Source organism: Variovorax sp. ISS6, from assembly GCF_056523145.1.
Map to the genome: position 1 here is coordinate 303,417 of NZ_JAWRZC010000001.1, position 25,325 is coordinate 328,741.

Genomic DNA, 25,325 nt, shown 5'->3' on the forward strand with positions numbered 1-25,325 from the left:
AGAGGACGACATGAATCGATGGATCGATCGCGCCTGCCGCGTGGTGGAGGCGCTGATCGCGACCTTCCTGGCCGCGATGGTGGTGCTGGTGTTCGGCAACGTGGTGCTGCGCTACGGCCTCAACTCGGGCATCACCGTGTCCGAGGAGGTCTCGCGCTGGCTGTTCATCTGGATCACCTTCCTGGGTGCGCTGGTGGCGCTGCGCGAGCATGCCCACCTCGGCGTGGACATGGTGGTCGGCAAGCTGCCGCCGCTGGGCCGCAAGCTGTGCCTGGGCGCCAGCCACCTGCTGATGCTCTACATCCTGTGGCTGCTGTTCCAGGGCAGCCTGGCGCAGACGCGGATCAACTGGGACGTGGAGGCGCCGGTCACCGGCGCCTCGATGGCCGTGGTCTACGCCTCGGGCCTGGTGTTCTCGGTGCTGGCCGCGGCGCTGCTGCTGATCGAGCTGCTGCGCCTGGTCACGGGCCGGCTCGCCGACGACCAGCTGGTGGCGATCCAGGAATCGGAAGAAGCCGCCGCGCTCGCGCAGGTGCTCGACCACGAACGGGAGCGCCGCGCATGACGATCGCCGTCTTCCTCGGATCGCTGCTGCTGGCCATGGCGCTGGGCATGCCGATCGCCTTCGCGCTGCTGGCCAGCGGCGTGGCGCTGATGTGGCAGCTCGACCTGTTCGATGCCCAGATCCTGGCGCAGAACCTGATCGGCGGCGCCGACAGCTTCCCGCTGCTGGCCGTGCCCTTCTTCATGCTCGCGGGCGAGATCATGAACGCGGGCGGCCTGTCGCGCCGCATCGTCGCGCTGGCGCTCGCGCTGGTGGGCCACGTGCGCGGCGGCCTGGGCTACGTGACGATCATGGCGGGCTGCCTGCTGTCGGCGCTGTCGGGCTCGGCCGTGGCCGACGCCGCGGCGCTGACCGCGCTGCTGCTGCCGATGATGGTCTCGGCCGGCCACGACCGCGCCCGCGCGGGCGGCCTGATCGCGGCCACCGGCATCATCGGCCCGGTGATCCCGCCGAGCATCGGGCTCGTGATCTTCGGCGTGGCGGCCAATGTCTCGATCTCCAAGCTCTTCCTCGCGGCCATCGTGCCCGGCCTGCTGATCGGCGGCGCGCTGTGGATCACCTGGGCCTGGCTGGTGCGGCACGAGAGGATCGAGCCGCCGCCGCGCCAGTCCGGCCGCCAGATCGCCAGCGCCGCGCGCGAGGCCGGCTGGGCGCTGATGCTGCCGGTGATCATCCTGGTGGGCCTGCGCATGGGCGTGTTCACGCCCACCGAGGCGGCCGTGGTGGCCGCCGTCTACGCGCTCTTCGTGGCCACGGTCATCTACCGCGAGCTGCGCTTTCCCGATCTCTACAAGATCTTCGTGAGCGCCGCCAAGACCAGCGCGGTCGTGATGTTCCTGATCGCCGCCGCGATGGTCAGCGCCTGGCTGATCACGGTGGCCGACCTGCCCGCCAAGGTGGTCGCGCTGCTCGAGCCCTTCATGGGCAACAAGATCTTGCTGATGATCGCGATCATGCTGCTGGTGATGGCGGTGGGCACCGCGATGGACATGACGCCGACCATCCTGATCCTCACGCCGGTGCTGATGCCGGTGGTGGCGGCGGCCGGCATCGACCCGGTCTATTTCGGCGTGATGTTCATCATCAACAACTCGATCGGGCTGATCACGCCGCCGGTGGGCGTGGTGCTCAACGTGGTGGCGGGCGTGGGCCGCATGCGCATGGACGAGGTCACGCGCGGCGTGCTGCCCTTCATGGCGGCGGAGTTCGCGATCATGTTCCTCATGGTGCTGTTCCCCCAGCTGGTGACGGTGCCCGCCAGATGGTTCGGCGGCTGATGCGCGCGCCCGCCCTTCGGCCCGCGCGCTGCCGGCTGCGCGCGCTGTGCGCGGCGCTCGCGCTCTTCGTTCCGCTGGCGGCATCGGCGCAGGACCCGGCGCGCGACGTGCTGCCCGAACAGCTGCAGCCGCGCGCCTTCGTCGGGCCGACCGGCCTGGTGCGGCTGGGCCCGCGCGTGCTGTTCTCGGCCTTCCACGTGACCACCGGGCAGGAGCTCTGGAGCAGCGACGGCACCACCGCCGGCACCGTGCTGCTGAAGGACATCCGCCCCGGCTTTCGCGGCGCCTTCCCGAGCTGGCAGACGCGCTTCGGCGCGCACGTCTACTTCACCGCCACCGACGGCGAGCACGGCCTCGAGCTGTGGCGCAGCGACGGCACCGCGCGCGGCACGCAGCGCGTGACCGACCTCAACCCCGGCGAGGCCGACGCCATGCCGGCCGAGCTGACGGCCTGGCGCGATGCGCTGTACTTCGTCGCCAACGACGGCCGCCACGGCTTCCAGCTCTGGAAGACCGGCGGCGATGCGCGCAGCACGCGGCGCGTGTCCTCGGTCGACGCGGGGCCGGGCGCGGTGGTGCGCCAGCTCACCCCGGCCGGTCGGCGGCTGTTCTTCACCGCCACCAGCCGCGCCCATGGGCACGAGCTGTGGGTCAGCGAGGGCACGCCCGAGACCACGCGGCTGGTGAAGGACATCCGGCCCGGCGCGGAGGACGGCAACCTCGAGAACCTCGTGGCGATCGGCGAGCGGCTCTGGTTCACCGCGAGCGACGGCCGGCATGGCATCGAGCTCTGGACCAGCGACGGCAGCGAAGCCGGCACGCGCATGGTCAAGGACATCCGCCCCGGCGAGGCCGCGTCGCGGCCCGCGCATCTCACGGCCGTGGGCGCCACGCTCTACTTCGCGGCCGAGGACGGCACGCACGGCATCGAGCTCTGGCGCAGCGACGGCACCGAGGCCGGCACGCAACTGGTGAAGGACATCCGCCCCGGCGCCGCGAGTTCGGTGCCCGGCCCGCTCGCGGCCTTCGGCGGCCGGCTCTACTTCGCCGCCACCGACGGCGAGACGGGCGCCGAGCTCTGGACCAGCGACGGCAGCGCGGCCGGCACCCGGCTCGTGAAGGACCTGGGGCCGGGAGCCGGCAGCGGCTCGCCCGCGCGCTTCGCGCAGGCCGGCGGCCGGCTGTGGTTCTCGGCGAACGACGGCGTGCACGGCGTGGAGCCCTGGTCCACCGACGGCAGCGCGGCCGGCACGCGCCTCGCGGCCGATGTCGCGCCCGGACCGCGCCATGCGATGCCGCTGGGCTTCGTCGCGCTCGGCGGCGCGGTGCTGTTCGTGGCCGACGACGGCCTCGGCAACGAGCGCCTGTGGTCGCGCAGCACGAAGGGCGGCGCGCGCCGCGCCACATTGATCGGCGATCCGCTGCGCGAGCGGCTGCGCTGAGCCGCGCCGGCTCGCCGGCTCCTTTCCCGCGCCAACGAAAAAAGGCCCCGGTTCGCACCGGGGCCTTCTTGCATCGCGCGCGGGCTCAGTACACGACGATCTTGCCGGTCGGTCGCGCGCTGTGGCAGTCGTTGTAGAAGTACTCGCCGGGCGTGTCGAAGCGGTGCTGCGCCGACTGGCCCGGTGCGAGCTTGAAGTCGAAGCGGCCCTCGAAGAACTGCGTGGCGCAGTGCAGGTTGGCGTTGCCGGCGGGGTTGGTGAAGGTCACGGTGGTGTTCGCGGGCACGCGCATCCAGGTCGGCGTCATCGCGTTGACCGCGGTGCTCTCGCTGGTGCCGGGCGCGTTGGCCGCGGTCTGCACGCGCGCGAGGAACACGGTGTTGGGCGTGGGCAGCGCCGCGCCTTCCACCGCCTGGCCCGACACCGGCCGGCGCACCTCGGGCGGCTTCGGCGTGGCCGCCGGCGCCACCGTGCCGCCGACCTTGAAGGCCCAGAGGTAGTCGCCGCGCGGCGCCGAGTCGCCGTAGGGGATGCTGGTGCCGCCCGCATACACCGCGATGTACTGCTCGCCGTCGACCTCGTAGGCCACCGGGCTCGCGGCGATGGCCGCGCCGGTCTGGAAGCGCCACAGCTCGCTGCCGTCGCCCGCGTCGAGCGCGAGCAGGTTGCCGTCGGGCTGGCCGATGAACAGCAGGTCGGCGGCGGTGCTCAGGATGCCGTTGCCGTGCGCCAGCGAATAGGGCATGGGCTTCTTCCACTTGACCAGGTTGGTGCTCGGGTCGACCGCCACCACCGCGCCCGTCATGTAGGTGCCCGGCGGGCGCAGGCCGTTGCTCGACTCGGTCAGCGAGTGCGCGGCCGAGACGTAGCCCATGCCGGTGTAGACCAGGCCGGTGCGCGGGCTGAAGGACTGGTGGTTCCAGTTGGCGCCGCCGCCATGGCCCGGGATCGACAGCAGCGGCACGTCCCAGTGCGCGTCGTAGAGGCAGCCCTTGAGGTAGTTGGGCACGGCGCGATTCGGGTCGCCCGGGATCGCGGTGCCCAGCGGCTGGTCGACGATGCAGGTCTCGGTCCAGGCACCCTGGCGCGGGAAGGGCTGGGTCGGCCAGCTCGCCTGGCGGGCATCCTGCTTGACCGGCATCTCGTCGATGCCCAGCGGCGCGCTGCCGTCCTTGCGATCGAGGATGTAGTACATGCCGGTCTTGCTGCCGTAGATCACGACCTTGCGCTCCTGGCCCGCGATCCTCACGTTGGCCAGCACGGGCGACATCACGTTGTCCATGTCCCAGATGTCGTGGTGCACCGACTGGAAGTGCCACTTGTACTCGCCGGTCTTGAGGCCGAGCGCGACGATCGAGTTGGCGAACAGGTTCAGGCCCGGCCGCGTGGAGCCGTTCTGCGACGAACCGCCGCGCACGTTGCCGAAGGTCCAGTACACCAGCCCCAGCTCGGGATCGACCGCCGGGTGGATCCACGGCGTGGCGCCGGTGCGGTCCGACTCGGGCGCGCCGCCCCAGGTGTCGTAGCCGCGCTCGCCCACGCGCGGCACGCCCCAGAAGGTGGAGAGCACCTTGCCGGTGGCCGCGTCCGCCGAGAAGGCGGCGCCGCGGTTGCCGTCGTTGGTGCCCACGTACAGGCGCTTGTCGTGATAGACCAGCGCCACCTTCTGCACGGCACCCTGGTAGTCGGCGTCGGTGCTGCTGCTCGGGTACTGCTTGATCCAGACCGGCTTGCCGGTGTTCGTGTCGAGCGCCACCAGCCGGTTGCCCGTGGCCACGGTGTAGACCAGGCCCAGGTCCTTCGCGACCGCCGCGCCGCGGCGCGTGATCGCGCCGTAGGGCGTGGTCCATTTCCACTTGGTGACGCCGGTCTTGCCGTCGACCGCGATCAGGTTGCCGAGCGCCGACTCGATGTAGATCACGCCGTCGACCACCACCGTGGTGCTCTGGCTGTTGCCGGTGTTGGTGCCGCCCTCGATGCGGTTGAGCCAGGCGCCGCCGAGCTGGCCGACGCGCGCCTTGTCGATCTTCGCGAGGCTCGAGTAGTTCTGGTTGCCGAGGTTGCCGCCCACCTTGGGGAAGTCGCGGTCGCCCGCGGTGCAGCAGTCGGCGAGCGCGGCGGCCGAGGGACCGGCCGCGGGCGGTGCCGGCGGCGGGGCCGGCGGGTTGGATGCCGGCGGGGGCGCCGAGAACCAGGGGAAGGCGCCGCCGCCCGAGTCGCCGCCGCCGCAGCCGGCCAGCAGCAGGGGTGCGCCGATGGCGCCGCAGGCGAGCAGCGTCGCTGCCAGTGATGTGAGTCGCATGGTGAAGATCTCCGCTCCGAAGAAAAGGTTGTCCGCGATGGGAAGGAGGAACGCGGCGCGCAGGGCTGCGCGCACGGCGCCAAGGCACCGTGCGGGCCGCGAGGCCGGTCGGGTCAGCTCAGGGCGTGGTGCAGAAGGGCGTCAGGCCCATGGCCGACTTCACGCCCTGCACCACCAGCTTCTGGAACTGGTCGGCGCCGGGTCCGGTCGAGCTGGCGCTGAACGAGTGGTCGTTGTGGCCCAGCGTGCTGAGCCAGGCGCGGCCGCCGTCGTAGTACTGGCACCAGGCCACGGGATGGAAGTCCGCATGGCCCGGATGCGGCGGCGAGGTCAGCGGCTTGAGCGTGGAGGTGTCGACCTTGGCGAGGAATTTCACGTTGGTCGGGAAGGGCGCGAGGTTGTACCACTCGTCCTGGAAGGTGAAGCGCCTGGGCAGGTCCACGGTGGAGGGGTCGTCGGCAATGATCTCGACGTCGCCCGAGCGGTTGGGCCCGTGGTTGTAGAAGTTGGCGTTGCCCAGCAGGCCTTCGTAGTAGGGCCAGTTGTATTCGGCGCCGAAGGCGTTGTGCAGCCCGACGAAGCCGCCGCCGCGGCGCATGTAGTTGCGCAGCGCGGTGCGCGCGGCATCGTTGCTGGTCGTGACCGCGCCGTTCCACAGCGTGTCGCGGTTCGAGCTCGCGAAGATCACGGCCTTGTAGTTGTTGATGCGGCTGCCGAGCACGGCCACGTCCTCGGTCCAGTCGGCCGCGATGGCCGCGTCCTTGAGCATGCGCACCAGGCCCGCCTGCATCACGTTATCGGGATTCATGACGGGGTTGAGGCCCGGGCCCATCGGCGTGCCGAGGTTGGCGTGGCGCGGCCCGGCGGTGCGCGAGTAGATCAGCACGCGGTCGGGCGTGGTGGCGAAGGCGCCCCAGTCGTTGTAGCACTTGGGGTCGGTGCCGCGGCAGACGTTGTAGTAGGTGTCGAAGCTGTTGTCGGGCGCCTCGGCCACGGGATCGGTGGGCCGGTCGTCCACCGGTTCCTCGGGCGCCGCGGCCGGCGGCGGCGGTGGCGGCGCCACCGCGATCGGCACGAAGCCACCACCGCCGCCGCTGCCGCCGCCACAGGCGGTCAGGACCAGGGCGAGCGCCGCGCTCGACACGAGGCCGAGGGTCAGGGAATGAGCTGGTTTCAACGAAGTCTCCTACTTGTAGTCGTGGCCGGGACCGCGCGGGCGCGCCCTGCCGGGATGGCTCGACTGCTTCCGATGGCCGGGGAAGCAGCCGACGAAGCACCAAGGAATGCCGGCCTCAGACGGGAAGGAAAGCGACGCCCTGCTTCGGTCGGGTGCGGCAGGCCGCCCTCCCTCGGCGAGCGAAGGAAGCTGCGGTTGCGACGACGGAAGCAGGCGCGAAGGACGCGCGGGGCGCGGGCGAACGCTCAGGACGGCGCGTTCGGCACGCGCCGCAGATCGGACACGGACAACGGACGAGGCAGTGGCACGGATCGTCTCCAGGACTGGGAGTCGGGGCCGAAGGCCCCGCTGGGAGGAATCACAAGCAGAACTGGAAAATATTTCCAGTATAGAAATTCATTCCTTTCTCAAGACTTACCCTCCTCCGCCGGGAGGCGGCGGGCGGGAGCACCTCGGGCCGCGGCCGCCTCGCCTCCTCGGTGTCGCGGTTCGCCCGTTCGAGGCCGCGGGCCGGCACGCGAGATTTCTTTCTGGAATGAATTCATCGGCGAGGCCGATTGATCAGCCGCCGGCCATTTCGCCCACTCAGGCAATTCGGGATTCTTGAAATTCAATCCTCCAGGAATTGAATCGATTGCGTAAGAAGACCGTCAGCCGATCGCCAAAGACTCCCGGCTTCCAAAGGCCGCATCTTTCAAAAAATCAAAAAAACGGCCCGCCGTATTGATCGGTAGCAAAAGGAGGCAAATCGTGAAATCACTGCGAAATATTCTGGCCTGCGCGGCCGCGTGCCTGGTCCTCGCGGGATGTGGAGGCGGCGATACGAACACGCGCTTCGTCCCCGTGCCCGTTGCCGTGGCGCCCAATGGCGGCGACACCCGGGGGCCCGGGCCGGGAGGCGGCACGACGACCGATCCGGCGGTGCCGGAGACTTCCGCCGAAACCGGGTTCGACGTATTCCTGCTCGCCGGCCAATCGAACATGGTCGGCTGGGACAAGAACTTCGATCCGGTTCTGGACGCACCGGACCCGCGCATCCTGCAATTGGGCTTCTGGAACGATCACCGCAATTTCGTCATTCCCGCAATCGATCCGCTCGACCATCCTCAGCGCGACAACGGGGTGGGTCTGGCCATGCAGTTTTCCAGGGCCTATCTCAATGACCTCCCCAAGGGGCGAGGCATCCTGCTGGTGCCCTCGGCTTTCGGCGGCACCGGCTTCTATCAACAGCGCTGGAATCCCGGAAACGACCTGTTCGAACAAGCCGTGGAACGAGCCAATGCGGCCATGGCCACGCATCCGAGCAACAGGTTCGCGGGCATCCTCTGGCACCAGGGCGAGGACGATGTCCGCTTCTGGGGCTCGCAGCCGGCGCGCTACGCGGCGGCGCTGGATGCGGCGATCTACGGGTTCCGGGCTCGCATCGCCGGGGCGGCTTCGGCACCGATGATCCTGGGGAAGTTCACCGACAGCTGGGGACTGGTCGACACGACGTTCAACGCGGCCGGCGAAACGACGGCGGCCAAGGCGAACATCATGCAGGCCATCGACGAGACGACCCAGCGCGTTCCATTCACCGCCGTGGCCTCGTCCACCGGTTTGCCGTCTCCTCCCGGCGACCCGATTCACTTCAGCGCGGCGGGCCAACGGGAACACGGGCTGCGCTATTTCGCGCAACTGCCCCATGCCCTGGCCAATGCACCGACGGCCTTCGCACCGCCTTCGGCACCGACGGCCTTGAGCGCCACCTCGGGAGCCAGCTGGATCGAGCTGCGCTGGACTGCGCCGGCCCTCTCGGGCCGCAACGCCATCACGGGCTACCGGATCGCCTACCGCCTGTCCGGCGAGGCCGCCTGGACCGACACGGGATTCGCCACCAGCCTGGCAACCTCCATCATGCTGAGCGGCTTGAAACCCGACGCGAGCTATTCGGTGCGCATCGCCGCCGTGGGCCAGGCCGGCCTGGGCACCGCGGCTCAGCTGGATGCCATCGCCACCTTGCCGGCGCAGACGGTCCGCGTGCCGCCGGCGGCTTTCGAATACGCCTTCGAGGCCGGCGACCTGGCAAACACCGGTTCGCTGGGCACCGCGATGAATGGCACGGCCGCCGGCAAGGGGGTCGGCTTCGTGGACGATGCCGTGCGCGGCAAGGTCATGCGGCTGTCGCAGGACACCGGCGCGCCGGGCTGGGTCACGGTGCCACGGGCGATCAATGCCACGGCCTACACCAAGTCGGTGTGGGTGAAGCTCGGCACCTACACGGGCGCCCAGAACCTCGTGTCGAGCGACAACCAGGGGCGAACGGCCGGGCAGCACACCTTCTTCCTGCCGCAGGGCAAGCCCGTGTCCGCCGGAGGACATGGCCAGGGCTTCGAACTGGTCGCGGACCCCTCCGGCCCCCCCGAGCTCGACACATGGCACCACTTCGCGGTCACCTATGACGCAGCGGTATCCGGTGGCGTGCTGAAGCTCTACAGGAACGGCGTGAAAGTCTCGGAGAGGGCCGGGGTCCCGGCCCTGCGCGACCAGGCCAGCTTCTTCACGATCGGCGCCTTCATGGGCGGCAATGGCTTGAACAACGGATTCCTCGACAACGTGCGCATCTACGACAGCGCCCTCGACGCCGGCACCATCGGCGATGTCCACGCAAAGGAACGCCGGCCCTGAGCCGCGGCGCGCGGCAAGAAAAAAGGCCGGCTCTCTGGAGAGCCGGCCCTTGCTTGCAAAGGAAGTCCCGTCGGATCAGAACGGAATGTCGTCGTCCATGTCGTCGAAGCCCGACGAGGACTTGGCCGGTGCCTGGCGCGGCGCGGGCGCCGGTGCGCGTGGCGCGGCGGCCGGCGCGCGCGCCGGCGCGGGGGCGTAGCCGCCACCGCCGCCACCACCACCTTGCGAGTAGCCGCCGTCGTCGTAGCCGCCGCCCGCCGGGGCGCCCTGGCCCTGGCGGCTGCCGAGCATCTGCATCTGGTCGACGCGAATGTCGGTCGCGTACTTCTCGACGCCGTCCTTGTCGGTGTACTTGCGCGTGCGGATCTGGCCTTCGACGTAGATCTGCGAGCCCTTGCGCAGGTACTGAGCGGCGATTTCGGCCAGGCGGCCGTTGAACACGAGACGGTGCCACTCGGTGGCTTCGCGCATCTCGCCGCTTTGCTTGTCCTTCCACTTGTCGGTGGTCGCGAGGGTCGCGTTGCAGACCTGGTCGCCGCTCGGGAAGGTACGGGTTTCGGGATCGCGGCCGAGGTTGCCGACGAGGATGACTTTGTTGACCGATGCCATGTGCGCTGCCCCTGATGAATGAGTAAGAGGAGGTTTGAAGGAAAAAGAAGGACACGCATTGTGCCCGATGGACCGCGCGACGCGGCCTCCGCTGGCAAGGCATCCCGCTACCGCGCGGCAGAATGGCGGGCTGGACCGATGAATCACGAGCCCGACTTCCTGCAGAACCTGCGCGCCGAGTTTTCGGGCTGGCGCCTGTGGATCGACCGCGCCATCGTGCTCGGCTACGCGGTGCTCGCGGGCCTGTTCGTGGTCGGCTTCACGCACGCGGCCGAATGGGCCTTCGCGCTGTTCGAGGGCCTGTTCCACCGCCATCCCTGGGCCGTGTTGCTGTGGACGCCGGCGCTCACCGCCGCCATCGTCTGGGCCACGCGGCGCTGGTTCCCGGGCGCGGCGGGTTCGGGCATCCCGCAGATCAAGGCCGCGCTCGACCCCGAGTTGCCCTCGGAGCGGCGTGGCCTGTTCGCCTCGCTGCGGCTGACGCTGGCCAAGATCGGGCTCGGCGCCGCGGGCTTCGCGGCCGGCCTGTCGGTGGGGCGCGAAGGGCCTTCGGTGCAGGTGGCGGCCGGCGTGATGCAGCACGCGAAGCGCTGGCTGTCGCCCGGCAGCACGATCGACATGCGCGCGCTGCTGGTGGCCGGCGGCGCGGCCGGCATCGCGGCCGCGTTCAACGCGCCGCTCGCGGGCGTGGTGTTCGCCATCGAGGAGCTGTCGGGCCGGCTCGAGGCGCGCGCCAGCGGCGTGATCATCACCGGCATCGTGCTCGCGGGCCTGGTGGCGGTGTCGGCCTTCGGCAACCTCAGCTATTTCGGCGTGATCCGCGTGCCGCACCTGGACTGGAGCCTGCTCGGCCCGGGCCTGGCCGTGGCGCTGCTCAGCGGCGTGGCGGGCGGGCTGTTCGCGCGCCTGCTGATCGCCTCGCTGACCGGCGCGCCGCAGCGCCTGAACCACTGGCGCCGGCGCTACCCGGTGCGCTTCGCGGCGGCTTGCGGGCTGGCCGTGGCCGTGATCGGGCTGGCCACGGGCGGCGTCACCTACGGCGCGGGCTCGGAGGCGGTCAAGCAGATGCTGCATGGCGAGGCCCCGCTCTCGCCGCTCTACACGCTGCTGAAGTTCGTCGCCACCTGGCTCACGGCCTGGAGCGGCGCGCCAGGCGGCATCTTCGCGCCCTCGCTGTCGATCGGCGCCGGCATCGGCGATGCCATCGCCCGGCTCGCGAGCCCCGAGTTCGGGCCGGCACTGATCGCGCTCGGCATGGCGGGCTTCCTGGCCGCGGTGACGCAGGCCCCGCTGACGGCCTTCATCATCGTGATGGAGATGGTCGACGGACACGCCATGGTGCTGAGCCTGATGGCCTCGGCCATGCTCGCGAGCCTGGTCTCGCGCATGATCAGCCGGCCGCTGTACGAGACGCTGGCCGAGCACATGGTGGGCGTGGCCACCGGGCGGCTCGCGGCGCAGCCGCAGGAGCCCGTCCCGCGCGAGGAACCGCCCCGCTCGCAATGAATTCCCCGGCGGTCTATCATGTCCGGTTGCCCTCGGACGATCGCCCCTTGAATTCAAAAGCCACCGAAGACACTGCGAACGCAGAAGCCGAACGCGAAAGCGAGCGCGACGCCCAACGCGAAGCCTACCTGGGCGCCGTGCTGGCCCAGCAGCGCATCAGCATCCGCGGCGCGCGCACCCACAACCTCAAGAACGTCGACCTCGACATCCCGCGCAACAAGCTGGTGGTGATCACCGGCCTGTCGGGCTCGGGCAAGTCGAGCCTGGCCTTCGACACGCTCTATGCCGAGGGCCAGCGGCGCTACGTCGAGAGCCTGTCGGCCTATGCGCGGCAGTTCCTGCAGCTGATGGACAAGCCCGACGTCGACGTGATCGAGGGCCTGTCGCCCGCGATCAGCATCGAGCAGAAGGCCACCAGCCACAACCCGCGCTCCACCGTGGGCACGGTGACCGAGATCCACGACTACCTGCGCCTGCTCTATGCGCGCGCGGGCACGCCCTTCTGCCCCGACCACCACCTGCCGCTGCAGGCGCAGACCGTCTCGCAGATGGTCGACGCGACCCTGGGCCTGGGCGAGGAGCCGCGATTGATGATCCTCGCGCCGGTGGCGCGCGAGAAGAAGGGCGAGTTCGTCGAGCTGTTCGCCGAGATGCAGGCCGCGGGCTACATCCGCTTTCGCGTCGACGGCCAGACCTACGAATACAACGACCTGCCCAAGCTCAAGAAGACCGAGAAGCACGACATCGACGTGGTGATCGACCGGCTGCGCGCGCGCCCCGACATGCAGCAGCGCCTGGCCGAGAGCTTCGAGGCCGCGCTGCGCCTGGCCGAGGGCCGCGCGCTGGTGCTCGAGCTCGGCGCCGAGGGCCAGCCCGACCGCGAGCACCTGTTCAACGCCAAGTTCTCCTGCCCGATCTGCCACTACTCGCTGGCCGAGCTCGAGCCGCGGCTGTTCTCGTTCAACTCGCCCGTGGGCGCCTGCCCGAGCTGCGACGGCCTGGGCCACAGCGAGGTGTTCGACGCGGCGCGCGTGGTGGCCTTCCCCTCGCTGTCGCTGGCCAGCGGCGCGATCAAGGGCTGGGACCGCCGCAACGGCTACTACTTCAGCATGATCGAGAGCGTCGCGAAGCACTACAAGTTCGACGTCGACGCGCCCTTCGAATCGCTGCCGGCCTCGGTGCAGCAGGTGCTGCTGCACGGCTCGGCGGGCGAGGAGATCAAGTTCAACTACACCATGGAGTCGGGCAACTTCGCGGGCAAGAAGCTCACGAAGAAGCATCCCTTCGAGGGGATCATCCCGAACATGGCGCGGCGCTACCGCGAGACCGACTCGGTGATGGTGCGCGAGGACCTCGCGCGCTACCGCAGCTTCCAGCCCTGCCCCGAATGCGGCGGCTCGCGGCTGCGGCGCGAGGCGCGCAATGTATTCCTGGTCGACGAGTCGGCACGCCCGGCCGATGGCGGCGAGCCGCCGCGCATGGCGATCTTCGAACTGAGCCGCCTCACCCTGCGCGACAGCCTCTCTTGGTTCCAGCGCCTGCAGCTGCGCGGCGCCAAGGCCGAGATCGCCGACAAGGTGGTGCGCGAGATCGGCCTGCGCCTCAAGTTCCTCAACGACGTGGGCCTCAACTACCTGAGCCTGGACCGCAGCGCCGAGACGCTGTCGGGCGGCGAGGCGCAGCGCATCCGCCTCGCCTCGCAGATCGGCTCGGGCCTGACCGGCGTGATGTACGTGCTCGACGAGCCCAGCATCGGCCTGCACCAGCGCGACAACGACCGCCTGATCGGCACGCTCAAGCATCTGCGCGACATCGGCAACAGCGTGATCGTGGTCGAGCACGACGAGGACATGATCCACGCCGCCGACCACGTGATCGACATGGGCCCGGGCGCCGGCGTGCACGGCGGCCGCGTGATGGCGCAGGGCAGCTTCGCGCAGGTGGCGGCCAACCCCGAATCGCTGACCGGCCAGTACCTCTCGGGCGCGAAGAAGATCGAGGTGCCGAAGCGCCGCACGCCCTGGCTGCCGGTGGTGAAGAAGGAAGTGCCCGCCGAGCCGCGCAAGGCCTCGCGCTTTCCGCAGAGCCCCGCGGCCGAGCGCCGCGCCGCGCGCGAGGCCGCGCACCTCGCCTCGCAGACCGCGCTGCAGGAGATCCGCGTGGTCGGCGCCAGCGGCAACAACCTCAAGAACGTGAGCGTGGCCTTCCCGGTCGGCCTGCTGACCTGCGTCACCGGCGTCTCGGGCTCGGGCAAGTCCACGCTGGTCAACGACACGCTCTACAGCGCGGTCGCGCGCACCCTCTACCGCGCCCACGAGGAGCCCGCGCCGCACGAGGCGGTCGAAGGCATCGAGTACTTCGACAAGGTCATCAACGTCGACCAGAGCCCGATCGGCCGCACGCCGCGCAGCAACCCGGCCACCTACACGGGTCTGTTCACGCCGATCCGCGAGCTGATGGCCGAGACCAACACCGCGCGCGAGCGCGGCTACGGGCCGGGCCGCTTCAGCTTCAACGTGGCGGGCGGACGCTGCGAGGCCTGCCAGGGCGACGGCGTGGTGAAGGTCGAGATGCACTTCCTGCCCGACGTCTACGTGCCCTGCGAGGTCTGCCACGGCCAGCGCTACAACCGCGAGACGCTCGAGGTCCAGTACAAGGGCCGCAACATCGCGCAGATCCTCGACATGACGGTCGAGGTCGCGCACGAGTTCCTGAAGGCCGTGCCGACCATCGAGCGCAAGCTGCGCACCCTGCTCGACGTGGGCCTCAGCTACATCAAGCTCGGCCAGTCGGCCACCACGCTGTCGGGCGGCGAGGCGCAGCGCGTGAAGCTCGCGCTCGAGCTCAGCAAGCGCGACACCGGGCGCACGCTCTACATCCTCGACGAGCCGACCACCGGCCTGCACTTCGCCGACATCGAGCTGCTGCTCAAGGTGCTGCACCAGCTGCGCGACGCGGGCAACACCATCGTCGTGATCGAGCACAACCTCGACGTCATCAAGACCGCCGACTGGCTGATCGACATGGGCCCCGAGGGCGGCGCCGGCGGCGGCACGGTGGTGGGCGCGGGCACGCCGGAGGATCTGGCGGCGAACGAGGCGAGCCATACGGGGCATTACCTCAAGCGGCTGCTGCCGGCCTGAAGGCGGGACGCGCGGGCCCCTCCGCCTGCACGAAGCGCCGTGGCGCGCCACAATCGCGCCCCATGCCTTCCTTCACCCCGCGCCAGTTCGTCATCCTCGTCCTGCTGACCCTCGCCTGGGGCCTCAACTGGCCGGTGATGAAGCTCGGCGTGGCGGACTATCCGCCGCTGGCCTTCCGCGCGATCTCGATCTGGCTCGGGCTGCCGGTGCTGGGCCTGGCGCTGGCGTGGATGAAGGTGCCGTTCCGCGTGCCGCGCACCGCCTGGCCCGAGCTGCTGTGGCTGGGCGCCACCAACATGTTCGTCTGGCACGCCTGCATCATCCTCGCGGTGAAGGCGCTGTCGGGCGGGCGCGCGGCCATCCTCGGCTACACCATGCCGGTGTTCTCGGCGGTGATCGGCGCGCTGCTGTTCTCGGCCGCGCTCTCGCGCCGTGCCTGGACCGGCGTGGGCGCCTGCGCGATCGGCGTGGGCCTGCTGCTGTGGCACGAGCTCACCGACTTCGCGGGCCGGCCCGGCTACGTCGCGCTCGCGCTGGTGGCGGCCGCCACCTGGGCGCTGGGCACGCAGTTGCTGCGCCACACGCGCATCGGGCTGCCGACGCTCACGCTCTCGTTCTGGATGACGGCGCTCACCGCGGTGGTGATGACGGTGCTGTCGGCGCTGTTCGAACGCGACCAGTGGCGCTGGCCCGGCAGCGTGACCTGGGGTTCGATCCTCTACAACGCGGTGCTGATCTTCGGCTTCGCGCACGCGGCGTGGTTCTATCTCGCGCGCGGGCTGCCGCCCGTGGCCTCCACGCTCAGCGTGATGTTCATCCCGGTGCTCGGCGTGTTCAGCGGCGCCGTGTGGCTCGGCGAGGCGGTGCACTGGCAGGACTGGGTGGCGGTGGCGCTGATGATGGTGGCGATCGCCTCGGTGCTGTGGCCCTCGCGCGCCGCGCGGACCTGAGCGATCGCCGCGCGCGCATGACCCGCGAGGTCATGGACCCGGTGCAGTCGATGCGAGACAGTACGTCCAGGCATCAAACACTGGAGAAAGCACCATGAACGGCTTCAACATCCTCCCCCTCGCGGTCGCCCTGCTGATCGGCATCGCGGCACTGGGTTCGTGCATCGGCATCGCGCTGGTGGGACAGAAGTTCCTCGAAGGCACGACGCGCCAGCCCGAGATGGTCGACACGCTGCAGACCAAGTTCTTCCTGGTCGCGGGCGTAACCGACGGGGCCTTCATCATCGCCACCGGCATCGGCCTGTGGTTCGCGACGGCCAGCCCCTTCGGCTGATCGGCGCGAGGAAAGCGGCGCACCACGCGGGCGCCGCGCCCTCTTCGAGGGCATCAGAAGCGGCATCGACCCGGGTCGATGCCGCTTCTTTTTTGGGGACATCGGGGCCGCGCACGAGGCGGCCACTGGCACCATTCGTGCTAGCACCGTTGACACCGAATTGTTTATGGCTAAAGTATTTAGCTATCAACGGTTCGACGCCGTTTCACCCCATCCCTGCCGGAGAACCCGATGAGCCAACCGTCCCCGAAGTCGTCCGCGCTGCCGCGCACCCTGCTTTCGCTGCTGCTGTGCGGCGCCGCGGCCTCCGCCCTGGCCGCGCCCGTCAAGGTCGGCCTGGCGCTCGACATCTCGGGCCCGTTCGCGGCGCTGGGCGCCGAGGCGCGCGACGGCTTCGCGCTCGGCATCAAGCAGCTGGGCGGCAAGCTCGGCGGGCAGGAGGTGGAGTTCGTGCAGGCCGACATGGCCGGCAGCCCCGACCAGGCCAAGCAGCTGGTCGACCGCATGATCCAGCGCGACAAGATCGACCTGTTCAGCGGCCCGATCGGCTCCAACGTGGCGCTGGCCGTCGGCCCGACGCTGTTCAACGCCAAGGTGCCCTACCTCTCGGCCAACGCCGGCCCGAGCCAGTTCGCAGGCGCGCAGTGCAATGCCTACTTCTTCGGCACCGCCTACCAGAACGACCAGTTCCACGAGGCCGCCGGCAAGTTCGCGCAGGACCGCGCCTTCAAGAAGATCGTGCTGATCGCGCCCAACTATCCCGCGGGCAAGGACGCGCTCGGCGGCTTCAAGCGCCAGTTCAAGGGCCAGGTGGCCGACGAGCTCTACACCAAGCTCGGCCAGATCGACTACGCGGCCGAGCTCGCGCAGCTGCGCGCCTCCAAGCCCGACTCGATCTACTTCTTCCTGCCCGGCGCGATGGGCATCAACTTCATCAAGCAGTTCGTGGGCGCGGGCCTGTCGAAGGACATCACGCTGGTCACCAGCGGCTTCTCGGCCGACGAGGACGTGATCGGCGCCGTGGGCGAGCCGATGCTGGGCCTGTTCAACACCTCGCACTGGGCGCACGACCTCGACAACGCCGCCAACAAGGCCTTCGTGGCCGCGTTCCGCAAGGAATACAACGGCCGCTACCCGTCGGTCTACGCCGCGCAGGCCTACGACGCCATCCTCGCGATGGACGCCGCCGTGAAGCAGGCCGGCGGCAACGCGCAGAACCGCGAGGCCGTGATCGCGGCGCTCAAGAAGGCCAACTACGCCTCGACGCGCGGCACCTTCAAGTACGCGAACAATCACTACCCCATCGAGAACTTCTACCTGCGCGTGATCGGCAAGGATGCGCAGGGCAAGGTCACGAACAAGCTGATCAACACGGTGCTGACGAACTACGGCGACAGCTACGCCGACAAGTGCCCGATGAAGTAAGCGGCGCCCGCGCCATTCGGATTCCCGAACTTCCGGACGCAGAGGACGCGAAGAATCCGCGAAGGACGCGAAAGAGACAGGGGAAAACTTTCGAGGTTTTCTTTCGCGTCCTTCGCGAAACCTTCGCGCCCTTCGCGTACGGCTGCCCGCATTCCACTCTCATCCAATGACCCCCATCCTCGTTCTCGAGCAGCTGCTCAACGGCCTCGGCTACGGCCTGATGCTGTTCCTGCTGGCCGCGGGCCTCACGCTGGTGTTCGGCATCATGGACGTGCTGAACCTCGCGCACGGTTCGCTGTTCATGGCCGGCGCCTATGTCGCGGCCGAGGCGCACACGCGCACCGGCTCGTTCGCCGCGGCCATCGTCATCGCGGTGGCGGTCACCGTGGTGGTGGCGCTGCTGCTCGAGGTGCTGCTGATGCGCCGCCTCTACACGCGCGACCACCTCGCGCAGGTGCTCGCGACCTTCGGCGTGATCCTGGTGGCCGACGACCTCGTCAAGATGATCTGGGGCCCGTCGCCGGTGATGGCGCCGACGCCCGCCGCGCTCTCGGGCCCGGTCGAGCTGATGGACGGCCTGCCCTATCCCTCGTACCGGCTGGTGATCCTGGTCGGCGGCATGCTGGTCGCGCTGGCGCTCTACCTGCTGGTGAACCACACGCGCATCGGCATGCGGGTGCGCGCGGGCGCCTCGGACCGGCCGATGGCCGAGCTGATGGGCGTGCGCGTGGGCCGCATCTTCAACGGCGTGTTCCTGCTCGGCGCGGCACTCGCCGCGCTGGCCGGCGCGCTGATGGGCCCGATCGTCGCGGTGCAGGTCGGCATGGGCGAACAGATCCTGATCCCGGCGCTGGTGGTGCTGGTGATCGGCGGCATCGGCTCGGTGCGCGGCGCCTTCGTGGCCGCGCTGCTGGTGGGCATCGTCGACACCATCGGCCGCGCCTTCGTGCCGATGCTGCTGCGCGCCACGCTGCCGCCGGCCACCGCGGCCGACCTCGGTCCGCTGGTGGCCGAGGTCGCGATGTACGCGCTGATGGTGGCGGTCCTTCTCTTCAGGCCCTCGGGCCTCTTCTCGGCACGCGCATGAAAACCCGTCACATCGGCCTCGGGCTGCTCCTGCTGCTGCTCGCGGCCTTTCCCCTGATCGCACCGCTGTTCGGCCTCGAGTTCTACATCGGCTTCGTGCGCCGCGTGCTGATCGTCGCGCTGGCCGCGGCCAGCCTCAACTTCATCCTCGGCTTCGGCGGCATGGTCGCGCTCGGCCATGCGGGCTTCATCGGCGTGGGTGCCTACACGGTGGTGGCGCTCAGCGACGCCGGCACGACCTCGGCCTGGGTGCTGTGGCCCGCGGCCGTGGTGGCGGCCGGCCTGGCGGCCGCACTGATCGGCACGGTGGCGCTGCGCACGCGCGGCGTCTACTTCATCATGACCACGCTGGCCTTCGCCCAGATGCTGTACTTCGTCGCGGTCTCGCTGCGCAAGTACGGCGGCGACGACGGCTACACGCTGATGAGCCGCCCCACCCTGCTGCCGGGCCTCGACCTCGGCAACGAGAGCAACTTCTACTGGGTGGTGCTGGCGCTGGTGGCGCTTGCGCTGTGGTGGCTGCAGCGCGCCACGCAATCGCGCTTCGGCCATGCGCTGATGGGCATCCGCGACAACGAGACGCGCATGCGCGCGCTCGGCTACCCGGTGTTCCGGCTGCAGCTCGCGGCCTTCGCGATCGCGGGCGCCATCGCCGGCCTGGCCGGCGCGCTGCTCGCGGGCGGCAACGGCTTCGTGAGCCCGGCCACCATGCACTGGACGCAGTCGGCCACGCTGCTGGTGATGGTCGTGATCGGCGGCCTCGGCCGCAGCTGGGGCGGGCCGGTGGGTGCCGCCGTGTGGCTGCTGCTCGAGGAGGCGCTCAAGCAGCACACCGAACACTGGCACATGCCGCTGGGCCTGCTGCTGATCGCCGTCGCCCTGTGGGCGCCCCAGGGACTGGCCGCGCTGTCGCGCCGCCGCGCACCGCTTGCAAAGGCCGCGCCATGAGCCTGTTCAGGATCGAAGGACTGGTCAAGCGCTTCGGCGGCCTGCTGGCGACCGACCATGTGAGCCTCACGGTGGAGCGCGGCGAAGTGCATGCGCTGATCGGCCCCAACGGCGCGGGCAAGACCACGCTGGTGAACCTCATCACCGGCCTGCTCAAGGCCGATGCGGGCCGCATCCTGCTCGACGAGAAGGACATCACCGGCTTCAAGGACCACCAGCGCGTGGCCGCGGGCATGTCGCGCTGCTTCCAGGTCACGCGCGTGTTCGCCAAGGACACGGTGCACGACAACCTGATGCTGGCCGCGCAGGCGCACGCGGGCAGCAGCCTGCGCTTCCTCGCGCCGCGCTCGCGCGAGAAGGACCTGGCCGACCGCGCCGCCGCGCTGGCCGAGCGCGTGGGCCTGGCGCGCGAGCGCGACCGCATCGCCGGCACGCTGCCGCACGGCGCGCAGCGCGCGCTCGACGTGGCGCTGGCGCTCGCGGCCGAACCCAAGCTGCTCTTGCTCGACGAGCCGATGGCCGGCATGGGCCCCGACGAGTCGGCTCGCATGGTGGACCTGATCGAGTCGCTGCGCGCCTCGATGGCGATCCTCCTGATCGAGCACGACATGGACGCCGTGTTCCGCCTCGCCAGTCGGCTCACGGTGCTGGTGCAAGGCCGCGTGCTGATGAGCGGCACGGCCGACGAGGTGCGCGGGCATCCCGACGTGCAGGCGGTCTACCTGGGCACCGAAGCGGAAGGTCACGCATGAGCTCGACGACATTGTTGGAAGCCAGCGCCATCGAGGCCGGTTATGGCGCGAGCCAGGTGCTGTTCGGCATCGACCTGCGCATCGGCGCGGGCGAGGTGCTCGCGCTGCTGGGCCGCAACGGCATGGGCAAGAGCACCCTGCTCAAGGTCATCACCGGCATGCTCGCGCCGATGCGCGGCGAGCTGCGCTTCGGCGGCGCGGCCATCGGTGGTCACAAGCCCGATGCCATCGCGCGCCGCGGCGTGGCCATCGTGCCCGAGGGCCGGCACGTGTTCCCCAATCTCAGCGTCGACGAGCACCTGCGCGCCTTCGCGCGCCCGCGCCCCGGCAGCGCGCCGCGCTGGACCGTCGAGGCGCTCTACGGCCTGTTCCCGCGCCTCGCGGAGCGCAAGGCCAACGCGGGCAACCAGCTCTCGGGCGGCGAGCAGCAGATGCTGGCGATCGCGCGCGCGCTGTCCACGCATCCGCGCCTCCTGATCCTCGACGAGGCCACCGAAGGCCTGGCGCCCGTGATCCGCGAGGAGATCTGGCACTGCATCGCCACGCTCAAGTCCGAGGGCGAGGCGATCCTGGTGGTCGACAAGTACGTGCAGCGCCTGCTGCCGCTGGCCGACCGGCACGTGATCCTCGAGCGCGGGCGCGTGGTGTGGCAGGGCGACTCGGCCGCGCTCGATGCCGACCGTTCGCTGTGGACGCGCTACCTGGGCGTGTAGGCGGCGTTCATCCGCGCGGACGGCAGGCCAGGAAGCTGGCCCAGCGCACGTCCTCGCGGCCGATCCACTGCCGCTCCCAATCCAGTCGCAGCCCGGTCGCCGCGAGCTGCGCGGCGAACCGGTCGCGGTCCCAGTACACGGTCTGGTAATCGCCGTTGGTCTCGCCCTCGCCGATGCGCATGCCCGCGAGGAAGACGCCGCCGGGCGCGAGCGCGTCGAACACCTTGCGCAGCACCGGCGCGATCTGCGCGCGATCGACATGGATCAGCACGGCCATCGCGAGAATGGCGTCGTAGGGCCCGCCCAGCGGGTCGGTGACCACGTTGAGCAGCGCGCCCTGCTTGCCGCGCTCGGCCTGCAGGTCGAGAAAGGCCTGCGTGGCATCGGTGCGCCGCACGCTCACGCCCAGGGACTCGACGAAGTCGGCATCGCGCCCCGTGCCCGAGCCGACCTCGAGCACGCTGCCGCCCGCGGGCATGCACGCCACCATGCGGCGCAGCGCGTCCTCGATCTCGGGCGGCGGATGGTCCGCCACGATCGCGTCGTAGTCGCGCGCGGACGCCTCGTAGGACTGGAGGGTGCGCTGCATGCTGTCGAGCACCGGGGCGGGGATGTCCATGGGAGCCTTTCCGGTCCATCGGGCGCCGACGGAACGCGCAAAGGCTAGGCCCAAGGCCGCACCTTGCTCACGGGGCAATCACTTAGAACCCCTGCATGACACCGGGCACGCGCCGCACCGGCGGCAGGGTGCGCAAGGCCAGCGTCAGCACGACCGCCGCGCAGCCCGCGATGCCCGCCACCATCGGCAGCGGCGTGCCGTCGGCGAACGGCGCGACCAGCGCCACCATCACCGCGCCGCCCGCGAAGTTCATCGTGCCGATCAATGCCGAGGCCGTGCCCGCGAGCGCGGCATGGCCTTCCATCGCGAGCACGAAGGCCCCGGGCACGATCAGGCCGTTGAGACCGAAGCCGATCATCAGCAGCGCCACCAGCACGGCGAGCCGTCCCACGCCCGCGAGCGTGAGCGCCAGCAGCAGCCCGATGGTGGCGGCCTGCGCGATCACCGCGGTGCGCAGCACGCGCCGGATGCCGAAGCGCGCCACCAGCCGGCCGTTGGCCTGCGACAGCGCGAGCAGCGACACCGCATTGAGCGCGAACAGCACCGCGTACATGCGCGGCGAGACGCCGAAGTGCGTGCTCATCACGAAGGGCGAGTTGGCCACGTAGACGAAGAAGCTCGAGACGGTGAACGAGGCCATGAAGGCCAGCGCCATGAAGTGGCGGTCGCGCAGCAGCACGCCGTAGCCGGCCATGGCGCTGCGGAAGTTGCTCGACAGCCGCGCGGTGGCGGGCCGGGTCTCGGGCAGCAGGCCCAGCAGCATCGCGAGGCCCGCGAGTCCGACGGCGGCAACGGCGACGAACACGGCGCGCCAGCCCAGGCTCTCGGCCACGAGGCTGCCGGCCAGCGGCGCAAGGATCGGCGACACGCTGTAGACCATGAGAAGCAGCGACATCATCCGCGCCGCCTCGGGCCCGGTGTACAGGTCGCGCACCACGGCGCGCGGCGTGACCATGCAGGCGCAGGCGCCGAGCCCCTGCACGAAGCGCAACGCGACCAGCACGCCCACGTTGGGCGCGAAGGCGCAGCCGATGCTGGCGAGCATGAACAGCACGAGGCCCGCGACCATCGGCCGGCGGCGGCCGAACATGTCCGACAGCGGGCCCGCGACCAGCTGGCCGGCGCCGACCGCGATGAAGAAGGCCATCAGGCTGGCCTGCATCGCATGCGGATCGGCGCCCAGCGCGCGCCCGATGGCGGGCAGCGCGGGCAGGTACATGTCGATGGCGAAGGGGCCGATGGTGGTGAGCAGGCCCAGCACGACGGCGTGACGGAAAACTGGAGCGTTCGAGGAGGACATGCCCCGATGGTCGCGCGTCGGGCTGAATGATTGAATAATCATCAGCACGCATTTCCTATTCATTCGTACAGAATCATGGATCCCTTGTCCGATGTGCTCGCCATGCTCACGGTGAGCAGCACGCTCTCGTCGCGCTTCGAGGCGCGCGGCCGCTGGGCCTTCCGCTACGGGCACTACGCCTCGCACATCAAGCTGGGCTGCGTGCTCGAGGGGCGCTTTCGCATCGAGGTCGAGGGCGCGGCCGCGCCGGTGATGCTGGAGGCCGGCGACTTCTTCCTGCTGACCAACGGCCTGCCCTTCTCGGCCGCGAGCGATCCGCCCGGGCCGCTGCAGGACGGCACGCGCCTGAGCCGCGAGCAGCGCGGCCCCGACGGGGTGCTGCGCCACGACGGGCTGGATGCGAGCGACGCGACGCGCGTGGTGCTCGCGAGCGGGCGCTTCGCGCTCTCGGGCGAGGCCGGCGAACTGCTGCTGCGCCACCTGCCGCCGCTGATCCACCTGCGCGCGAGCGATCCGGGCGCGCGGCCGCTCGAGGGCCTGCTCGACCTGATGGGCTGGGAAACGGCCGAGCTGCGCCCGGGCTCGACCCTGGCGCGCACCAACCTCGCGGCGCTGGTGCTGGTGCAGGCGCTGCGCGTGCATCTCGCGAACGCGCCGCAGCCCGAGGGCTGGCTCGGCGCGATGACCGATGCGCGCATCGGCACCGCGCTGTCGCGCATGCATGCAGACATCGCGCAGCCCTGGACGGTGGAGCGGCTGGCGCAGACGGCCAGCATGTCGCGCACGGCCTTCGCGCTGCGCTTCAAGGCGCTGACGGGCTCGACGCCGCTCGACTATCTCGGCGGCTGGCGCATGGCGGTGGCGCGCCATGCGCTGCGGCACGGCGACGAGGGCATCGCGCGCATCGCCGAGCGCGTGGGCTACCAGTCGGAGACGGCCTTCAGCGCGGCCTTCCGGCGCGCGGTGGGCGAGAGCCCGGGGCGCTTTCGCAGCCAGGTGCGCGCCGAGGCGGCCGCCGAAGTCTGAGCCGGCTCACTCGGGCGCCGCGTCGAGGCGCAGCACGAGGTCGCGGCTGGCCTGGTTCATGCCGCTCACGTCGACCGCGCTGCCGTGCTTGCGCAGCCGCTCGACCACCTTGCGCAGCGCCGCCACGGCGGTCACGTCCCAGAAGTGGGCCTGCGAGACGTCGACACTCACCGGCGCGCCGTCGATCTCGCGCACGTCGAAGGCATCGACCAGCATGTCGGCCGAGGCGAAGAAGACCTGGCCGCTCACGGCGAAGCGCCAGGCGCCCTCTTCGTCCTGCCGCCCCTGCACCCGCAGCAGCCGCGCCACCTTGAAGGTGAAGAAGACGCCGCTGAGCAGCACGCCGATGCCCACGCCCGCGGCCAGGTTGTCGGTGGCGACGGTGACGGCCACGGTGGCGAGCATCACGACGCTCGACAGGCGCGGATGGCGCACCAGCGTGCGCAGCGAGCCCCAGTCGAAGGTCGAGGCCGAGACCATCACCATGATCGCGACCAGCGCCGCCACCGGCACCTGCGACACCCAGGGCTTGAGCAGCACCATGAGGATCAGCAGGAAGGCCCCGGCGAACAGGGTCGAGAGCCGGCCGCGGCCGCCGTAGCGCACGTTGCTCACGGTCTGGCCGATCATTCCGCAGCCCGCGATGCCGCCGAAGCAGCTGGCCGCCACGTTCGCGAGGCCGAGGCCGCCGCACTCGCGGTTCTTCGAGCTCGGGGTGTCGGTGAGTTCGTCGACCACGCTCGCGGTCATCATCGATTCGAGCAGGCCGACCATCGCGATGGCGAAGGCGGGCAAGGCGATGATGCGCAGGGTCTCGAGGGTCAGCGGCACGGCGGGCAGCGCGAACATGGGCAAGGCATCGGGCAGCTGGCCGAGGTCGGCCACGGTCTTGAGCGGCAGGCCCAGCCACTGGCCCGCGAGCGTGACCACCACGATGCACACCAGCGGCGAGGGCACCGCGGTGGTGAGGCGCGGCAGCAGGTAGATGACCGCGAGCCCGAGGCCGACCATCGCCCAGGTGGCGGCGTTGGCGCCGATGAAGTGGGGCATCTGCGCCGCGAAGATCAGGATCGCGAGGGCGTTGACGAAGCCGGTGCGCACCGACGACGACACGAAGCGCATCAGCACGCCCAGGCGCAGCAGCCCGAAGGCGATCTGCATCGCGCCCGCGAGCAGGCCGGCCGCGAGCAGATAGGCCAGGCCGTGCGCATGCACCAGCGGCGCGGCCACCAGCGCCACCGATCCGGCCGCGGCCGAGACCATGGCGGGGCGCCCGCCGGTGAAGGCGATGACGATGCCGATGACGAAGGAGGCGAACAGGCCCACCGCGGGGTCGACGCCGGCAACGAAGGAAAAGGCGATGACCTCGGGAATGAGCGCGAAGGTGGCGACGGCGCCGGCCATCAGTTCGCGCGGAATGCTCGGGCACCACTCGGTGCGCAGGCGGCTGTAGCGGGAAGACATGGAAAAAACGGAAAGCAGCC

The 25,325-nt window shown here is 70.3% G+C and carries 20 protein-coding genes; 14 read left to right on the forward strand and 6 right to left on the reverse strand.

Features of this window, described 5'->3' with window-relative positions:
* The first annotated feature begins 10 nt into the window (after nucleotides 1–10).
* From AC1HIL_RS01380 to AC1HIL_RS01390, 3 genes are read left to right on the forward strand one after another with little or no spacing between them, the layout of a single operon-like run.
* The gene (locus AC1HIL_RS01380; protein WP_261212404.1) at nucleotides 11–565 is read left to right on the forward strand and encodes a TRAP transporter small permease; all 555 of its coding nucleotides are present in this window, start codon (nucleotides 11–13) and stop codon (nucleotides 563–565) included.
* Nucleotides 562–1,842, forward strand: coding sequence for a TRAP transporter large permease (locus AC1HIL_RS01385; RefSeq protein WP_261212403.1), 1,281 nt, complete (start codon nucleotides 562–564; stop codon nucleotides 1,840–1,842). The genes AC1HIL_RS01380 and AC1HIL_RS01385 overlap by 4 nt, the downstream gene beginning before the upstream one ends.
* Complete coding sequence (locus tag AC1HIL_RS01390) at nucleotides 1,842–3,284, forward strand: ELWxxDGT repeat protein (RefSeq protein WP_479670979.1); 1,443 nt, start codon at nucleotides 1,842–1,844, stop codon at nucleotides 3,282–3,284. Before AC1HIL_RS01385 ends, AC1HIL_RS01390 begins: the two co-directional genes overlap by 1 nt.
* An 85-nt stretch (nucleotides 3,285–3,369) precedes the next feature.
* Here the strand turns inward: AC1HIL_RS01390 and AC1HIL_RS01395 are convergent, their stop codons facing one another.
* Together AC1HIL_RS01395 and AC1HIL_RS01400 are read right to left on the reverse strand one after the other, a co-directional pair.
* Complete coding sequence (locus tag AC1HIL_RS01395) at nucleotides 3,370–5,586, reverse strand: outer membrane protein assembly factor BamB family protein (protein ID WP_479670980.1); 2,217 nt, start codon at nucleotides 5,584–5,586, stop codon at nucleotides 3,370–3,372.
* 118 nt (nucleotides 5,587–5,704) lie between these two features.
* Nucleotides 5,705–6,763, reverse strand: coding sequence for a ThuA domain-containing protein (locus AC1HIL_RS01400; RefSeq protein ID WP_261212399.1), 1,059 nt, complete (start codon nucleotides 6,761–6,763; stop codon nucleotides 5,705–5,707).
* Between the two features lie 750 nt (nucleotides 6,764–7,513).
* On the opposite strand from AC1HIL_RS01400, the gene AC1HIL_RS01405 reads away from it, so the two are divergent.
* Nucleotides 7,514–9,430, forward strand: coding sequence for a sialate O-acetylesterase (locus AC1HIL_RS01405; RefSeq protein WP_479670981.1), 1,917 nt, complete (start codon nucleotides 7,514–7,516; stop codon nucleotides 9,428–9,430).
* Nucleotides 9,431–9,505: 75 nt separating this feature from the next.
* On the opposite strand, the gene ssb is transcribed toward AC1HIL_RS01405, so the two are convergent.
* Nucleotides 9,506–10,039, reverse strand: coding sequence for a single-stranded DNA-binding protein (ssb, locus tag AC1HIL_RS01410; RefSeq protein ID WP_057594677.1), 534 nt, complete (start codon nucleotides 10,037–10,039; stop codon nucleotides 9,506–9,508).
* A 138-nt stretch (nucleotides 10,040–10,177) separates the two neighbouring features.
* On the opposite strand from ssb, the gene AC1HIL_RS01415 reads away from it, so the two are divergent.
* The 9 genes from AC1HIL_RS01415 to AC1HIL_RS01455 all read left to right on the forward strand — a co-directional run bounded on the left by AC1HIL_RS01415 (nucleotide 10,178) and on the right by AC1HIL_RS01455 (nucleotide 20,896).
* Complete coding sequence (locus AC1HIL_RS01415; protein ID WP_479670982.1) at nucleotides 10,178–11,545, forward strand: chloride channel protein; 1,368 nt, start codon at nucleotides 10,178–10,180, stop codon at nucleotides 11,543–11,545.
* A 47-nt stretch (nucleotides 11,546–11,592) separates the two neighbouring features.
* A complete protein-coding gene (uvrA, locus tag AC1HIL_RS01420; RefSeq protein WP_479670983.1) occupies nucleotides 11,593–14,688 on the forward strand; it encodes an excinuclease ABC subunit UvrA in 3,096 nt (1,031 codons plus the stop codon).
* Between the two features lie 62 nt (nucleotides 14,689–14,750).
* A complete protein-coding gene (locus AC1HIL_RS01425; RefSeq protein WP_057594680.1) occupies nucleotides 14,751–15,638 on the forward strand; it encodes a DMT family transporter in 888 nt (295 codons plus the stop codon).
* A gap of 94 nt (nucleotides 15,639–15,732) precedes the next feature.
* Nucleotides 15,733–15,972, forward strand: a complete 240-nt coding sequence (atpE, locus tag AC1HIL_RS01430; protein WP_057594681.1) for a F0F1 ATP synthase subunit C — start codon at nucleotides 15,733–15,735, stop codon at nucleotides 15,970–15,972.
* A gap of 231 nt (nucleotides 15,973–16,203) precedes the next feature.
* Nucleotides 16,204–17,397, forward strand: a complete 1,194-nt coding sequence (locus AC1HIL_RS01435) for an ABC transporter substrate-binding protein (RefSeq protein ID WP_057594682.1) — start codon at nucleotides 16,204–16,206, stop codon at nucleotides 17,395–17,397.
* Nucleotides 17,398–17,563: 166 nt separating this feature from the next.
* Nucleotides 17,564–18,484 carry a branched-chain amino acid ABC transporter permease gene (locus tag AC1HIL_RS01440; protein ID WP_057594683.1) on the forward strand — a complete coding sequence of 307 codons (921 nt, stop codon included), beginning with the start codon at nucleotides 17,564–17,566 and terminating at the stop codon, nucleotides 18,482–18,484.
* The gene (locus AC1HIL_RS01445) at nucleotides 18,481–19,431 is read left to right on the forward strand and encodes a branched-chain amino acid ABC transporter permease (RefSeq protein ID WP_261212388.1); all 951 of its coding nucleotides are present in this window, start codon (nucleotides 18,481–18,483) and stop codon (nucleotides 19,429–19,431) included. The genes AC1HIL_RS01440 and AC1HIL_RS01445 overlap by 4 nt, the downstream gene beginning before the upstream one ends.
* Entirely contained in the window at nucleotides 19,428–20,183 is a 756-nt protein-coding gene (locus AC1HIL_RS01450; protein WP_057594685.1) for an ABC transporter ATP-binding protein, read from the forward strand. The genes AC1HIL_RS01445 and AC1HIL_RS01450 overlap by 4 nt, the downstream gene beginning before the upstream one ends.
* The gene (locus AC1HIL_RS01455) at nucleotides 20,180–20,896 is read left to right on the forward strand and encodes an ABC transporter ATP-binding protein (RefSeq protein WP_203203123.1); all 717 of its coding nucleotides are present in this window, start codon (nucleotides 20,180–20,182) and stop codon (nucleotides 20,894–20,896) included. Before AC1HIL_RS01450 ends, AC1HIL_RS01455 begins: the two co-directional genes overlap by 4 nt.
* A 7-nt stretch (nucleotides 20,897–20,903) precedes the next feature.
* Here the strand turns inward: AC1HIL_RS01455 and AC1HIL_RS01460 are convergent, their stop codons facing one another.
* Both AC1HIL_RS01460 and AC1HIL_RS01465 read right to left on the reverse strand, forming a co-directional pair.
* A complete protein-coding gene (locus AC1HIL_RS01460; RefSeq protein ID WP_479670984.1) occupies nucleotides 20,904–21,515 on the reverse strand; it encodes a class I SAM-dependent DNA methyltransferase in 612 nt (203 codons plus the stop codon).
* 82 nt (nucleotides 21,516–21,597) lie between these two features.
* Nucleotides 21,598–22,815 (reverse strand): multidrug effflux MFS transporter, encoded by a 1,218-nt coding sequence (locus AC1HIL_RS01465; RefSeq protein WP_479670985.1) that lies wholly within the window; start codon nucleotides 22,813–22,815, stop codon nucleotides 21,598–21,600.
* A gap of 75 nt (nucleotides 22,816–22,890) precedes the next feature.
* Between AC1HIL_RS01465 and AC1HIL_RS01470 the strand changes: the two genes are divergently transcribed.
* Nucleotides 22,891–23,841, forward strand: coding sequence for a cupin domain-containing protein (locus AC1HIL_RS01470; protein ID WP_479670986.1), 951 nt, complete (start codon nucleotides 22,891–22,893; stop codon nucleotides 23,839–23,841).
* Between the two features lie 6 nt (nucleotides 23,842–23,847).
* Here the strand turns inward: AC1HIL_RS01470 and AC1HIL_RS01475 are convergent, their stop codons facing one another.
* On the reverse strand, nucleotides 23,848–25,305 hold the full coding sequence (locus tag AC1HIL_RS01475) for a SulP family inorganic anion transporter (RefSeq protein ID WP_479670987.1): 1,458 nt from the start codon (nucleotides 25,303–25,305) through the stop codon (nucleotides 23,848–23,850).
* Nucleotides 25,306–25,325: the final 20 nt, after the last annotated feature.